Source organism: Lachnoclostridium phytofermentans ISDg (assembly GCF_000018685.1).
GTDB lineage: Bacteria > Bacillota > Clostridia > Lachnospirales > Lachnospiraceae > Lachnoclostridium > Lachnoclostridium phytofermentans.
This window is the reverse complement of the sequence record NC_010001.1, coordinates 3830510-3844982: the sequence shown is the minus strand read 5'-3', so window position 1 is coordinate 3844982 and position 14473 is coordinate 3830510. Positions and strand designations below refer to the sequence as shown.

Sequence of the window (14473 nt, the reverse complement as noted above, 5' to 3'; positions counted from 1 at the left end):
ACAACAATTATAAGTTATTCTTATTGTATTATTGTAGTAAGGATATCTTGCTGTGTCAACTCGACATGAATGAGAAAATATAAAGTCGACATGAAAGAGAAATATAAAGTTAGATTATTAACCAGAAAGGGGACAGGTTTTTGATGGAGAATAAGGACAGAATAAAAGATGTTGTTCCAATGGATGTTAGTTCCTATATCGAATTATTAACTAATATTTCTTTATTTGAAGGAATTGAACAGAATGACATCGGAGGTATGCTTGGTTGCCTTCAAGCAAGTAAAAAGAAATTTTTAAAAAATGAGACTATTTTAAGAGCAGGAGAGGTCATCTCTCAACTTGGAATTATATTGACTGGTAGAGGACAGATCATTCGTGAAGATATTATGGGAAATCGTAATATTTTATCAAATCTTGAGGTTGGTGATATGTTTGCTGAGGCCTTTGCCTGTGCAGGGGCACAGCGGTTACCATTCCAGGTTGTAGCCATTACAGACTGTACTGTAATGTTTCTTGATTATCGTCGTATAGTAACGACATGCTCTAGTTCCTGTTATTTTCATACTAGCTTAATTCATAATATGATGAAAATTCTTGCTGTAAAAAATGTATTATTAACACAGAAGATGGAACATATGACAAAACGCTCTACAAGAGAGAAACTATTATCTTACTTATCGGAACAGGCAGCTAAGAGTAATAGTAAAATATTTAAAGTACCATTTAACCGTCAGGAATTAGCAGACTACTTATGTGTTGACCGTAGTGCCATGTCAAATGAATTAAGTAAGTTAAAAGATGAAGGATTAATCGATTTTGATCGAAGTGATTTTAGGTTGTTAAAAGAGCAATTGGAGTAATTAATAATAGTATATATTTTTCTGAAATTTGAATAAGTAATTAACTGTTAGCATTGATAGAATTCGTCTATAGGATTATTAGGGGTGGAATTTAATTACACAATTAAATTCCACAAAGTGGTAGATGAAAAAGTTCGAAAAGAGCATTGACAAAACCACAAACCTATAGTATTATATATCTTGCATTCGGCAAATACCGAATACATAGAATATGAAATGCACGAGTGGCTCAGTGGTGGAGTATCGCCTTGCCAAGGCGAGGGTCGCGGGTTCGAATCCCGTCTCGTGCTTACTTTATCCCTTGATTTTTCAAGGGATTTTTTGTTTTGTAAATATGTGCACTTATGTGCACACTACTTTTTACGGTTATCGCCCGGGAAGAAGTGCGAAAGAGGCTATAATTAAGGTAAAAGAGTATGCACAAGAGGGTTATCGCTATGCGGTATCACTAGACCTTTCAAAGTACTTCGATACCTTAAATCATGAGTTGTTACTGAACATACTTCGAAGAAATGTGAAGGATGAAAGGGTAATACAATGGATAAAGAGGTATCTTAAGAGCGGTGTCATGGAAAACGGTATAGTCATGGACACAGAGGAAGGTTCGCCACAAGGCGGAAATCTGTCACCACTATTGGCAAATGTTTATCTCAATGAGTTTGACCAAGAGTTCCAAAAGAGAGGTGTTCCGTTTGTACGTTATGCAGATGATATTGTTCTGTTAGCAAAGAGCGAGAGAGCCGCAAAGAGACTTTTGGAGACAAGCACGAATTATCTTGAAGGTAAGCTTAAGTTAACGGTGAATAAAGATAAAAGTCGTGTGGTTAGTGTGTTTGCAATCCGAAATTTTAAATTCCTTGGCTTTGTATTGGGAAGGAACGGAAATGGCATATATGTCAGAGTTCATCCGAAGTCATGGAAGAAGTTTAAATCCAAGCTGAGAGAACTTTCTTCCCGAAGGTCGGTTCAGAGTATAAGACCAGCATTAGAAAAGATAAAGGTGTATGCTAGAGGATGGCTTAACTATTACGGAATAGCAAGTATGAAGAACCCTATTGAGGACATCAATGGTTGGCTCTACCATCGGATTCGAATGTGTATTTGGAAGCAATGGAAGAGGTCTAAGACAAAGATGAGAAACCTCTTAAAACTTGGAGTATCCAAAGACTTGGCATATAAAACGGCTAATAGCCGGAGAGGTTATTGGTTTGTGACACATATAGTGGCGGTCAATATAGCTTTAACAAAAGAAAGACTGATACACAGTGGCTTTATGACTTAGCCAATGCATATCAGTCAGTGCACGTCAACTATTGAAAGCGCCATGTACCGAACGGTACGCACGGTGCTGTGAGAGGACGGCGGTTAGTCACCGCCTCCTACTCGATTCCACCTCTCCGAAGTGGATATTACATCGTTTATGATACATTTCACATATCTTTTCATTCTTGATGGATGTTTTTCCACGCTTTTTAAATTGCCTTTTCAGAGTTAATAAACGAATTAATTAATTATAATCAAAAAGAAAGTATACACTTTTCCGAGGAAGTGTAGAGAATACACTATGATGATTAGTGTACACAGTTATTATTGGAAAATATTATTTATTTATATTATTCAATATGGTATTATGATTTAATAATATACAAATAAATTTGAATTTGTCGATGAGATTATATGGATTGATTTTGTTATTAAACATGAAGTGGAAATTTATATAAGGAGGATATGATATGTCAGAAATTATAAGGTATGATGTAAACGACCAATGGGCACACTCTGGTATGGTCGAAGCGGGTGATTTTTTGTTTATGAGCTACTGCGTGGGGAATATTGGGCAACCGATTGAAAATCAAATTAACGGTGCCTTTGACCATTTAAGCAAAAGATTGAGTTCTATCGGATTAACATTGGAATCGGTAGTAAAATTCGACGCTTTGTTTAAAAATATATGGGATATACCAATCATGAAAAAAGTTATTAAAAAAAGATTTGACGGGAAATATCCAGCAAGAAAGTCAATACAAACAGAATTTGCAGGGTGATGGAATTCTTTTTCAAATTGATGCAATTGCTTATAGAAAGGGACACATCAATGAATAATATTAGAAATTGGATTCTTGAAGATGAAACTCCGGAAGTGAAATATCGTGCAATGACAGAGCTTTTGTGTATGAAAAAAGACGAACCTGAAGTTATAAAGGCTTATGACAGTTTATTAGTTTCAGATACGGTAAGTTTGATTATGGATAAGTTCAAACTTAATAATAAATGGGAAGATATAAACGCTTTTTGTACACTCGCGGAAATTGGCTTGACACGTGTAGATGTTCCTGTTGATGGCTACATTGAACGTATCATCAAGAATATGAATCTTAGTATGAAGTGTGCTAAAATATTGCTGTTAAGAAATCTAGTGTCACTCGGATATTACGAACATTCGTGGGTGAAAGAACAAATATCTTTGGCCTTTTCAACAATACGCGAAGACGGCACATTTAGATGTTTGGACAAGACCAAGAAAACAAACGACTCTAAGTTACCGGAAATGGGTTGTTATAGACAAACAACCACATATCTTTTACTGGCGGCGGAACTAAAAAAGATTAGCGTTGTTTTACCACAGTTTGAACTTTTGACAGAGTTCTATATAAACTACCATGTCGCATTCCGCCCTGATGACTACGAAAAAGTTATTATTGAAGAAATGTCGGGAACATTTTATCCTATTGACCATGTTCACATAGGTTTGCAAATGATTATGTACGGACTTTCGATTCTTGGCGCGGCGAATCACCCTAATTGCGAAAAAGCTTGGGCGTTATTGGATAGTAAAAAAGACAGCGAAGGCAAATATATACTTAGCAAGTCTTTCGCTGAACCCTATTTCAATGTAGGCAAAGTGGGTAACCCCAATAAATGGGTGACATTATATGCGTTGCTCTCAGAAAAGCATCGTAGAAATTAAGCATTAGGATTTCTGATTTTAAGAATAAAAAATTATATAAATGTGAGCGACAAATTCCAATTTGTCGCATTGATTTTGAAAGAGTCTTTTAAAATTCATAAAAAAATATGTGCACTATTATGTGCACATAAATCAGAAGTGGATGGAACCCCTTTCTTTTCAGTATTTGTAGGATAGGATTTTGGTTCGAATCCCGTCTCGCGCTTAACTTAATTCGTCAGAAGTCCTTTATTTATCAGGCTTCTGGCGATTTTTCATTTCCGGAGTTTTGAGTACCCATGAGTACGTCACTTCCGTTCATCTCTGAAAGAGCATTCACAATTTGTTCTGATGTCTTCTGCTTTCCTTGGTTATTCAGTATGTAGGTACGAGTGGTAGCTTCATCATTGTGACCAAGATACCATTGAATGTCTTCAATTTCCACTTTTTTTCTTCTCATTTCTGATGCTACCGTTCTGCGAATATCATGAGCAGATTTCACTTCAATTCCTGCACGTCTGCACTGAGCACGGATACAGTTATCGACCTCGCGAATCTTGGTTCTGCCTTCTTTATCGCAGAAAATAAAATCCCCATCTGAATATCCAGCTTCTTCATTGATACGCTTAACCGCCTGAAACAGATTAATTTCATAATCACTTAAAGGGAGATACCGGTCACCAGCAGGGCTTTTCTTCTTCGTATACTCACAGATGGCTACTTTGAGTTTCCCGTTTTCATCTTCAACACGACTTTCCATCCGATGAATATGTATTTCTCTGGCTTCCCAGTCAATATCCACCCATTTCAGCGCCACAGCTTCTCCAATTCTAAGCCCAAGCTTGAAGAGAAGAAATACAACATAGGCATCGGTCTCAAAAGGCATCTGCATTAACCGCTTGTTCAGCTGAAGAAAGAGCTTCTCCTTTTCTTCTGGGAGATAGACCCTGCTTTCATCCTTGGGATTATTCGGCGGTTTACATCCATTCAATTTGATTTCGATATCATCATATGGATTGGATAAGATTAATCCTTTTTTCTTGGCATATTTCATCAGGTCTTTGAAAATCAGCTTCATATTATCCAAATCTTTCTTAGTCATATCATAATCACTGATACAACTGTGAAAGAAATCTTCGATATCCTCGACTGTTATTCTGTCAATGGACTTTCTAACAATTTTAGTGTCTTCGTAATACTTCTCCCAATGATTTCGGTTTCTTTGAATCGTTCTGCTACTCAGGTTCATGCCCTTACGTTTCTCAATCCACAGGGGATACAGAATTTCCAAGGTTTCTTTCTTTACTGGAAAATAAATCTTATATAGTTTCTGATATATCCCATCCTCGGTGTAGGAAGTAATCTTGACTCTTTTATTTACCTCTGTATCAAGGATATAAGTCATCCAGCGTCCACCGTCCTTAATCGGCGGTGTAATCTTGTATGGATGCTTCTTTAAAACTTTTTCTTTCTTCATTTCTTTCACTATACTTTCCAGCTCATCCGACTTCATTGTACCGCAGGTAAAGTATTCTTGCAAAAGTTTTTTCTCTTCCGGACTGATTTGTTTCATAAAAATGCCTCACTTTAGAATAAGATGGCATTTTTGTTTGTTATGATTTATTAATTTTTGTTTGTTATTTTTGTTTCTATGCCTCAATTTAAATATGCAAGATTATTTTGAAAACAAGGAATTATTCAGGTAATGTTCAGCAATGACGCTGATTCTGTTATGTCCGAGTGCCTTTGATGTGAGTTTCATCGCCTCTTTGTCATACCAGACTCCCTTCTTATCCTTCCGGCAATAATAACGGTCACACTTTGGTATCTGGTCAAGCGGTCTAGCATTAGCAAGATAAATAGCGGTTGCATAATCACCACGGTAGGAATGTATATCAGCTGCATTATGTATCTTATTCCATACCTTGTTATTTTCGGCTTCATTCATTTTCTGGACTACTAAGTCAACATCCCCTATTACTGGCACTTCACGATATTTCCCGCCTTTCGAACCAGAACGGACGATAATATAGTACATTCCATCCTCTTCTTTCAGACAGTTTCCCATCAAAGCGGAAACTTCTGCACGTCTTAATCCAGTGGCGCGGCAGAATTCAACAAGTTCCTTATTCTTTGTTTCAGAGAAATGTGCATCCCGTTTCTTAGTACCACGACTTCTTTTGATATTTGCTCTTAATCTCTCATCTGTTTTTATAAATTCAGTGGTAGAACATCCGAAGATCTTGGCGAGGGAGCTTGCTTCTAACTTCTGTGTACTTGCAGAGAGAGCTTTCCTGCTTTCCAGCCACTCATCAGCATAGCTTCTACATTGTTCTAAGGTTTTACAGCGATATTTATCTTTGCACCAGAGAACGAAATAACAACCGTGCTTCAGATAACTACGATATGTCTCCCAGCTATAAATATAATTTGATGTAATTTCTTTTCTCTCATTTTCAGAGAGCTTATCCTGATGTTTGGAACGACCAATCGCAAGCTTACTGTCCAAAGATTGCTTCACTTGGTCAACTAGAGATTTTTTGTTCTTGTGCGACATAATAATTCCTTTCTCACTTTTTCGTGTTCAAAATATAAACAATGGGTATCTGTTAAAGCTAAGCACAACCCACTCTTTTTACAATCTTATGGACGATTGTTTTGCCACGAAACACTCTGTGTTCCAGAAAGAAATTTAATAAAGGGTTCTTTCATTCCCTGCCATGCTTCTTTGGCGGAGTCGCATGGTGAAATCTCCTTTTGAGATGATAATTAAGTACAAGGATGTTTTCATCATCCTTTCAACTCATTTTGTTTTGTTAAATTAAATTAACAAAACTCAATTTGTTTGTTTCTCCCTTCGTCTTTGATAATCTAAATATGATTAAACCATTTGCTCAATATCTGAAAAATGGCATAAAAAATCCCAATAACCGTTTACCCATACATTTTTAATCAAAATGTGATGTGTAACCGTTATTGGAATATGTTGGCAATCGCAAAAAAGAATGTTATAATAGGTAAAGTTATTGATATGTTCAGAGATTTCGTGAGCTATGAAGCACATAATTTTACAGATAATGTAATATCGAGCTTTTCATAATTGTTACATATGGTGAAGTAAAAATTTTTCTAATAAGAACGCGAGGTGTGGAAATGATACATGAATTCAAAACATGTTTACAAAATAATAATCTTTTAGAGTTAAGTTCTATTCCCAAGAGTGATTTACATAATCATGCTGGGTGCGGAGGGAATGTTAACTATATCGCATCCCAGACAAATATAAAAATCGACCAGCCTCCAGCTGTATTTGAATCTATGTTCCATATGCATTCTTGGTTTACTGATAACATAAAAGTTCATTGTACTTATTTAAAGCGCCTTGAGGCAGCTTTCGTACAAGCTTATGATGATAATATACATGTATTGGCAATGAGTTTGGAGACGGATGAAGCTAATAAAATTGGTGGTATGGATTTAGGTTTATTCATACAGACGATGAATACTTTCAAGCAAAGGTTAGCTCCGTCAACGATATTTTTACCTGAATTAACCTTCAACCGAGCTTGTTGTGATGTTGATAATACCTACTCTCGACTTGATGAAATATTGTCATTTCATTGGTTTAAGTCCCTTGATATTTGTAATGATGAATTTGCTCAACCGATAAAGAATTTTAAAAAGATATACAGAAAAGCGAAAGATTCAGGACTAAGACTGAAAGCGCATGTAGGTGAATTTGGCACCGCTAATGATGTGATGGAGGCTGTCGAAGAATTAGAACTTGATGAAGTCCATCATGGAATTGCAGCGGTAACATCTCCTCTTATTATGAAATGGTTAGCAGATAACAGGGTTCAATTAAACATTTGCCCCTCAAGCAATGTAATGCTGGGGGTGGTAAAAGGATATGATGTCCACCCTATAAGAAAATTGTATGATTATGGAATACCGGTTACGATTAATACAGATGATTTATTGATTTTTAATCAAACCGTTTCACAGGAATATTTAAACCTTTATGAAGCTAAATTAATGACAGTTGAAGAATTAGATGATATACGTGAAATAGGACTGAAAGAAATAAATAACTATGTGTGATAAGAATGCTAACTTGATTTGCAATCTTTATCTAAAGCGTCACAATTTTTTAGAATAATTGTTATTTGATTTTGAGTACGTACTTGAGTACGTAAAAATTGGATGTGCCGGAAAGTCCCTTTCTATTAGTATTTTTTCGAGGGGGTAGAATTCGAATCCCGTCTCGTGCTTACGAAATCCCTTGATTTTCAAGGGATTTTTTGATGCGCTGATATGTGCATCGTATGTGCACTACTCTTTTGATAATGCTTTACTCATGATTTTTAGATTCTCTTGTTCTGTATTCGGATTATAAATATACCTAAGTGTAGTCTTCTAATCGACTTGTCCGAAAATATCCCGTATCATATCCAGTGGCATTCCAGCGTTACTTAATCGACTTGCGGTAGTCCTTCTCGTGTAATGCTAGGGCAGTTTAACAACTGACCTGCTCGCTCTTCGTGGGGCTGGGATGTTTTGCATTCATCCATGTTTCAATAATACGAATATCCATGCATAGAATGTGCCTTCGTTGTTTCGATTCCACTTTCTTAAATCATGTTTGACTATATGTTAATTTCAATGCTTCTTACATCCCTTTAATTTCAAGAGATTTTTTGTTTTTAAATGCTTGAACGTAGGCAGATGAGAGTAGGGATACACTTTGGAGTAAGAATGTATGCTTTTTTAAAAAAGAATTTTGTTCTCTGTGATATTATGGTAAGATTGGATAGAGTGATAAAATGTAATTTGTAGTACGGAATATTTATATAATACAGAACGAAATTGTGCATAAATAGTTGCTACTTAAGAAATTCATAATGATAGACTTTAGTTGAAAGGAGGGGATTATATGGATATGTTAACGAAAATGAATGCGGCTCTTGATTATATTGAAAATAATCTAACTGAGGATATTGATTTTACAATAGTAGCCCAAAAAGCTTGTTGTTCATCATATAATTTTCAGCGTATGTTCTCTTTTATTACAGATGTGCCAATAGCCGAATATATACGTAGAAGACGTTTAACACAAGCGGCAATAGAATTACAAAATACTAATGCTAAAGTAATTGATGTAGCATTGAAATATGGATATGACTCGACAGTTTCTTTTTCCAGGGCGTTTTCAAATATTCATGGTATTACACCTAATGAAGCTAAACAATCAGGCGTAGAATTGAAAGCTTATCCCAAAATCTCCTTTCAAATTTCAATTAAAGGAGAGAAAGAAATGAATTACAGAATTGAAACAAAAGAAGCTTTTGATGTTTTTGGAATCGAAACAGTTGCATCTTTATCAGGAGAAGATAGTTTTGTGAGCCCTGCTGAATTATGGCGAAAGTCGCATCAAAATGGTGATTACGAAAGACTATTTAATGCATCAGGGGATTTACCAAAATTTATTTCTCAGGATTTATGTAAAATCCATGGCGTTGAAAATTACCGGAAAACAGAAGGAAATACATTCCCATATATGTTATGTTCCTTTGTTTCGGATAGCTTCAAAACGGATGGCTATACAATCCAACATATACCCTCACAGACATATGCCATATTTCCATCGGAAAAATTTATGTGGAATGAAGGTTCTATGGAAGTTTTGAGAAATCTTCAAAAAAGATTCTATTCAGAATGGCTACCTACTGCTAATTATGAAAGAGTTTCCGGTGCGAATTTTGAGATTTATGGTGGGGACAAAGAATATGGTTATATTGAATTGTGGTTTCCCGTTAAGCAACTTAGCATCACAAAATGAGCATAATTATTAAGTAAATATTTTATGCATTGAAATAAAACAAACCATTGTCTAAGGGGGTAAAACGTGAAAGAACAAATTAGAGATTGCATTTTGAGCTTGGGAGCTGATGTGTGTGGATTTGCATCTGTTGACAGATTTTCAAATGCGCCAAAAGGATTTCGCCCCTTAGACATATTTGAAGAATGTAAGACAGTTATCGTTTTTGCTGTTGCTCTACCCAAGGGACTATTACATGTAGATTCAAGATTAATATACGCTCATTTTAACGAAATAAGCTGTCCGATGGTTGATAAAATAGCTTTTCAAACAGCTATTATGATAGAAAAAAATTACGATAAAATTGCAGTGCCTTTGCCTTGTGATACCCCATATGAATACTGGGATGAAGAAAGTATGGAGGGTCGAGGACTAATTTCTATGAAACATGCTGCTGAACAGGCGGGGTTAGGACGCATAGGAAAAAACTCACTTTTGATAAACAGACAATATGGGAATATGTTGACAATAGGTGCAGTTTTAACTGACTTAGAAATTACGTCGGATCCCCTTTCTGAAAGTTTTTGTATTGATAGTTGTAATATATGCATTAATAATGTCCTGTTAAAGCTTTAGACGGAATTGGCGTAAAGCAAAAGGAATGTAGAGCGAATACATATGGAAGTACCAAAAGAGGATTTGGTACAGTAGACTGTAATAAGTGTAGAGCAATTTGCCCAAGAAGATATGGAATCAATTAAAGAAATCACCATTAAAAGATATAAATCAAAAAATAAAGTATTTATTTGGGAGGTAATCATGAAGGTTGATGAAAACAAAATAATTCAGTCTTTTGAAAAGTGGTGTAAGAAATTACGTATAATCCCAGACTGGGATATTAAGCTTGAATTTGTTGATGATATCAATTGGAGAAAAACAGGAGATTTTAAGGTTGACTGCGATGATAGAAAAGCCTTACTACTTCTTAATAGGGCCAATCCTAAACAGGAAAATCTTGAAGAAGTAATTGTTCATGAATTGTTTCATTTGAAAATGTACCCGCTTGACCAAGTTACAGAGTCTTTAATTACTGCTAATTTTCAAGAAGGGACACCAGCTTATGATTTTGCATATAGTCAATTCTTTATTTCATTAGAACAAACGGTTGAAGAATTGACAAAGTGCTTTCTTCTTGAATATGGCGATAATAAAGAATTATCATATGGTAGATGCAAAAATCAAAAATCGTATAATGAACTTTTTGAAGGACTAAAAAAAATTGAATAATGTCCTATAATATCTTAAGTTGCTAATCGAACCATGCAGCAAGGAGTAAATTAAAAATGTATCTATATCATTATTATGATAAAACAATAGGGCCATTTAGAAATCTATCTGATACCTCCGCTGAAGAGGCAAAAATGATTTTAGATGAAATAAAAAGAAATAAGCCTGATGTCCAATGTGCTAAAAGGCAAACAACATATATTAAAGACCGATTATACTATGAAGAAATATTAAGAGAAAAATTCAAGGAAAAGGGTGGAATTATCAGAAGGCAAGTACCTCATTATATGGTTATAGAACATAGCCCATGGCTTAGTACTTGGTTTGAAAATTGTGCATATATAAAAATTCCAATAGAGGAGTTCGATTTAACATCAATATCTTTTACATACGGAGACTCCCACCCTACATTCAGTCCTCGCATAACCGATAACAAAGAATATCGCAAAAAACTATATTTATATGATGAAATCCTCGATATAATAGCTAAGTACGGCTTGCCACAAGACTGGAATGACGACGGTAAATTTGGACCTGAACGATATGTAGAGGCTCATATTTGGAGCAATGAAACTATTAACAAGTACATAGAATAATCGAATAACCTCTCATAAGAAGATGACGAAAGAGAGGATTACACTTTTCTCTCCTGATATACTTGTAAATGAAAGGAGATGTGCTATTTGGATTGGAACATACGATTGAACAGAGCTCTTGATTACATTGAAGAAAACCTGAGTAATGAAATTGATTTTGACTATGCTGCTAAATTAGCATTATGTTCTCGAAATGATCTATCAAATATGTTTTTCATTGTTACAGGAATACAGTTAAGCGAATACATCAGGCGCCGACGTCTTTCGCTTGCCGCACTAGAACTGCAAAATAGTGATGAAAAAATTATAAATATATCCATGAAATATGGTTATTCATCGCCAACTGCATTTAACAGAGCTTTTCAAAATCAACATAAGGTATCACCTCAATATGCAAGAAGCCGTAAAATCTTTATTAATTCTTATCCTCGCATCACTTTCCAAATAATATTGAATGGAGAGATTAATATGAAGTGTAGAATCGAGAAAAAAGAGGCTTTTAAAGTTGTCGGAGCCAAGAAAACATTCAGAAATGATATGGTGGAAAATTTACTACCGCATTTCTGGCGTGATTTACCACAAGAAACCTATGAAAAAATCATAAAGCAATCGAATGGTGAACCAAAAGGCTTGTTAGGCTTATGTGCCAACTTTGGCGGTGAGCACACATTTGATTATTACATAGCCACATCAACAAAGAATTCTGAGGTGCAAGATTTAGACCAGATTAATATTCCCGAAGCAACTTGGGCTATTTTCGAAGCTGAGGGCACAGTAACAGAGTTAATTAATCGTATATGGCAGGAATGGTTCCCATCTTCCGGATACAGAAGGGCGGATAATTCTATCCCTGATGTTGAAGTGTATTTTGATTATGACTTTCCGAAAGAAAACTATACTTATGAGCTCTGGTACCCTGTTGTAAAGGAATAATCCAATAATAAGCAAAATACAAAGTTAAGTTGATTCACTACCCTTACCAAATGTGAATCAAAATTGATAAAGAAATAAGCACACATCCATATGTGCCTGGATTTATTCGAATCCTATCTCGTGTTTGCAAAATCCCTTGTTTTTTTTCAAGGGATTTTTTGCTGCCCTAATATGTGCAATACATAATTTTCGATTTATTTCTGGTTTACAGAATGCAAGTATACACCAATTAGGAAAGTGCTTAGGATGCAAACAAGTGATGGAATGTATATTGTTTAATTGGAAGAATTTAGTTTATAGTTTGAATTATGTGTGGTACAATAAACCTGTGATATATAACAAAAAATGTAATTTGATTTCAATTCCCTATCATGGGTATTTGTAATTTACAGATTTAATTATCTATATAACCCCTTAATCCTATAACCCATAAATGCCACACCAATAATTTTTACTTATAAAATCAAACTTAAGGAGGATATTGTATGTTTAGAGTATTATTGCAAATTTATGTTAAGGGTAGTGACGAGGCTTTTGAATTTTATAAAAAGGCATTTGATGCCCAGATAGGCTATCAAGACGTTGATGAAAACGGAGTAGTAATACATAGAGAGCTTAATGTTTGCGGACAAGCTATTGCAGTTGGTGAAGCAAATGACGATACCAGAGCGGGTGGTGAAAAAAGAGTTACAGGTAATACAATGCAGTTTTGTATTCAATTTGGAGAAGGTCAAGAAGATAAGGTGCGAAAGGCGTACGAAACATTGCTAGAAGGAAGCGAAATTATAACACCATTTGGGGAATTGTGTTTCTGCCCTTGCGGTGTGGAATTAATCGATAAATACGGTGTCTGGTGGTGCATATTTGCATAAGCAGATTTGAAGGTGACAATAATGCATAAAATATTTGGAGAAAAGATAAATGTCGAATATACAGACAGAAAAGGTGCTTACCTTATTCCAATAAAAGAAAGTAAGATTGGAGTTGTAAAAACATCTAAAGGTTATTTCCTGTTAGGTGGTGGAATTGAACAAGGTGAAAGTGATGAAATGTGCATAATTCGGGAATGCATGGAAGAAATAGGATATGAAGTTGTAATTAAAAAACGTGTTTGCTCAGCCGAAACATATAGTAATCATTATAGTAGTCATCCTACAATTAAATATTTTCATCCAATACAAACTTATTATAGTGGAACATTATTGGAACAAAAACAATTACCAATAGAAAAGGATCATTGTCTAGAATGGGTTGATTATGAAGATTTGAAAGGCAATTTATTTGTAAAAATGCAGAATTGGGCTTTAGATGAGTGTTGGAAGATCCTTTAAGCCGGTATTTACGAAAGGAATATAGAAATGCATGGACATTGAGTTAAAACAATTAAGTGTCACCGATGGAAATGATATTTAAGTATTACTAACTAATAGAAATGAATATTCTTTGTTTGGATTAATTGTTAGAAGCAGTTATGGAGGAAAACCAAATGAAAGAGATTAGCTATCGATTGGCGGAGTACAAAGATTGTTTAGATTTGGCTATTGTAAAAAAACAAGTCTGGAATACAACGTATCGGGGTATTTATTCTGATGAAAGTCTTGATAACTTTGACGTTGAAAGAAATGTAAATACATTTAAGAAAATCATAGATAACCCTAATATCAAATTATTTGTTACCTTGGATAGAGAAAAAGTAATAGGCTTTATGGACATTGGTACACCATTCAAACCGTATATGGACTATAAGCAAGAGCTGGGATTACTTTATATTTTAAAGGAGTACCAGAGAAGAGGCATTGGTAGATTGTTAATGAATGTAGCACGCGATACTGTTAAAGCAAATGGTTACAATGAGTTTATTGTTTCTTGTAACACAGAAAATGTAAATGGTCAGAAATTTTATGAAGCTATGGGCGGTGTCATAATTAATATAAATGAATTGAAAAACATTACAAATACAGAAATCAAATTTAAATTTGAAATCTAATGATTTACAATAACTTTCATTTCAATCCTGGCAATCGGATAAGTC

The 14473-nt window shown here is 34.9% G+C and carries 14 protein-coding genes, 1 tRNA gene and 1 pseudogene; 14 read left to right on the top strand and 2 right to left on the bottom strand.

Going from position 1 to position 14473, the window contains the following annotated elements; translation table 11 throughout:
- The first annotated feature begins 143 nt into the window (after positions 1–143).
- The 5 genes and pseudogenes from CPHY_RS16330 (at position 144) to CPHY_RS16310 (ending at position 3828) form a co-directional block, all read left to right on the top strand.
- Positions 144–860, top strand: a complete 717-nt coding sequence (locus CPHY_RS16330; protein WP_012201155.1) for a Crp/Fnr family transcriptional regulator — start codon at positions 144–146, stop codon at positions 858–860.
- Between the two features lie 218 nt (positions 861–1078).
- Positions 1079–1150, top strand: a tRNA-Gly gene (locus tag CPHY_RS16325).
- Between the two features lie 71 nt (positions 1151–1221).
- Positions 1222–2177, top strand: a pseudogene (locus CPHY_RS16320) (reverse transcriptase domain-containing protein); the annotation flags it as partial.
- 416 nt (positions 2178–2593) lie between these two features.
- Positions 2594–2905 carry a RidA family protein gene (locus tag CPHY_RS16315; protein WP_012201153.1) on the top strand — a complete coding sequence of 104 codons (312 nt, stop codon included), beginning with the start codon at positions 2594–2596 and terminating at the stop codon, positions 2903–2905.
- A gap of 50 nt (positions 2906–2955) precedes the next feature.
- Positions 2956–3828: a hypothetical protein gene (locus tag CPHY_RS16310; RefSeq protein ID WP_012201152.1), complete on the top strand. Its 873-nt coding sequence runs from the start codon at positions 2956–2958 to the stop codon at positions 3826–3828.
- Between the two features lie 235 nt (positions 3829–4063).
- Here the strand turns inward: CPHY_RS16310 and CPHY_RS16305 are convergent, their stop codons facing one another.
- Both CPHY_RS16305 and CPHY_RS16300 read right to left on the bottom strand, forming a co-directional pair.
- A complete protein-coding gene (locus CPHY_RS16305) occupies positions 4064–5380 on the bottom strand; it encodes a tyrosine-type recombinase/integrase (RefSeq protein WP_012201151.1) in 1317 nt (438 codons plus the stop codon).
- 102 nt (positions 5381–5482) lie between these two features.
- Positions 5483–6364 (bottom strand): site-specific integrase, encoded by an 882-nt coding sequence (locus CPHY_RS16300; RefSeq protein ID WP_012201150.1) that lies wholly within the window; start codon positions 6362–6364, stop codon positions 5483–5485.
- A gap of 596 nt (positions 6365–6960) precedes the next feature.
- On the opposite strand from CPHY_RS16300, the gene CPHY_RS16295 reads away from it, so the two are divergent.
- The 9 genes from CPHY_RS16295 (at position 6961) to CPHY_RS20990 (ending at position 14428) form a co-directional block, all read left to right on the top strand.
- Positions 6961–7908, top strand: coding sequence for an adenosine deaminase (locus CPHY_RS16295; RefSeq protein WP_012201149.1), 948 nt, complete (start codon positions 6961–6963; stop codon positions 7906–7908).
- 832 nt (positions 7909–8740) lie between these two features.
- Positions 8741–9646, top strand: coding sequence for an AraC family transcriptional regulator (locus tag CPHY_RS16290; protein WP_012201148.1), 906 nt, complete (start codon positions 8741–8743; stop codon positions 9644–9646).
- Between the two features lie 66 nt (positions 9647–9712).
- Entirely contained in the window at positions 9713–10261 is a 549-nt protein-coding gene (locus CPHY_RS16285; protein ID WP_012201147.1) for an epoxyqueuosine reductase, read from the top strand.
- A gap of 183 nt (positions 10262–10444) precedes the next feature.
- Entirely contained in the window at positions 10445–10912 is a 468-nt protein-coding gene (locus CPHY_RS16280; RefSeq protein WP_012201146.1) for a hypothetical protein, read from the top strand.
- 56 nt (positions 10913–10968) lie between these two features.
- Complete coding sequence (locus CPHY_RS16275; protein WP_012201145.1) at positions 10969–11508, top strand: hypothetical protein; 540 nt, start codon at positions 10969–10971, stop codon at positions 11506–11508.
- 87 nt (positions 11509–11595) lie between these two features.
- Entirely contained in the window at positions 11596–12441 is an 846-nt protein-coding gene (locus CPHY_RS16270; RefSeq protein WP_012201144.1) for an AraC family transcriptional regulator, read from the top strand.
- Between the two features lie 485 nt (positions 12442–12926).
- Positions 12927–13313, top strand: a complete 387-nt coding sequence (locus CPHY_RS16265) for a VOC family protein (RefSeq protein ID WP_012201143.1) — start codon at positions 12927–12929, stop codon at positions 13311–13313.
- A gap of 21 nt (positions 13314–13334) precedes the next feature.
- Positions 13335–13772, top strand: coding sequence for an NUDIX domain-containing protein (locus CPHY_RS16260; protein ID WP_012201142.1), 438 nt, complete (start codon positions 13335–13337; stop codon positions 13770–13772).
- A gap of 155 nt (positions 13773–13927) precedes the next feature.
- On the top strand, positions 13928–14428 hold the full coding sequence (locus CPHY_RS20990) for a GNAT family N-acetyltransferase (RefSeq protein ID WP_012201141.1): 501 nt from the start codon (positions 13928–13930) through the stop codon (positions 14426–14428).
- Positions 14429–14473 lie beyond the last annotated feature (45 nt).

Bases quoted from the DNA above. Each gene is read 5' to 3' on its own strand.
- CPHY_RS16265 (WP_012201143.1), top strand. From the start codon at position 12,927: ATGTTTAGAGTATTATTGCAAATTTATGTTAAGGGTAGTGACGAGGCT.
- CPHY_RS16275 (WP_012201145.1), top strand. From the start codon at position 10,969: ATGTATCTATATCATTATTATGATAAAACAATAGGGCCATTTAGAAAT.
- CPHY_RS16310 (WP_012201152.1), top strand. From the start codon at position 2,956: ATGAATAATATTAGAAATTGGATTCTTGAAGATGAAACTCCGGAAGTG.
- CPHY_RS16300 (WP_012201150.1), bottom strand. From the start codon at position 6,364: ATGTCGCACAAGAACAAAAAATCTCTAGTTGACCAAGTGAAGCAATCT.
- CPHY_RS16315 (WP_012201153.1), top strand. From the start codon at position 2,594: ATGTCAGAAATTATAAGGTATGATGTAAACGACCAATGGGCACACTCT.
- CPHY_RS16330 (WP_012201155.1), top strand. From the start codon at position 144: ATGGAGAATAAGGACAGAATAAAAGATGTTGTTCCAATGGATGTTAGT.
- CPHY_RS16305 (WP_012201151.1), bottom strand. From the start codon at position 5,380: ATGAAACAAATCAGTCCGGAAGAGAAAAAACTTTTGCAAGAATACTTT.
- CPHY_RS20990 (WP_012201141.1), top strand. From the start codon at position 13,928: ATGAAAGAGATTAGCTATCGATTGGCGGAGTACAAAGATTGTTTAGAT.
- CPHY_RS16295 (WP_012201149.1), top strand. From the start codon at position 6,961: ATGATACATGAATTCAAAACATGTTTACAAAATAATAATCTTTTAGAG.
- CPHY_RS16260 (WP_012201142.1), top strand. From the start codon at position 13,335: ATGCATAAAATATTTGGAGAAAAGATAAATGTCGAATATACAGACAGA.
- CPHY_RS16280 (WP_012201146.1), top strand. From the start codon at position 10,445: ATGAAGGTTGATGAAAACAAAATAATTCAGTCTTTTGAAAAGTGGTGT.
- CPHY_RS16290 (WP_012201148.1), top strand. From the start codon at position 8,741: ATGGATATGTTAACGAAAATGAATGCGGCTCTTGATTATATTGAAAAT.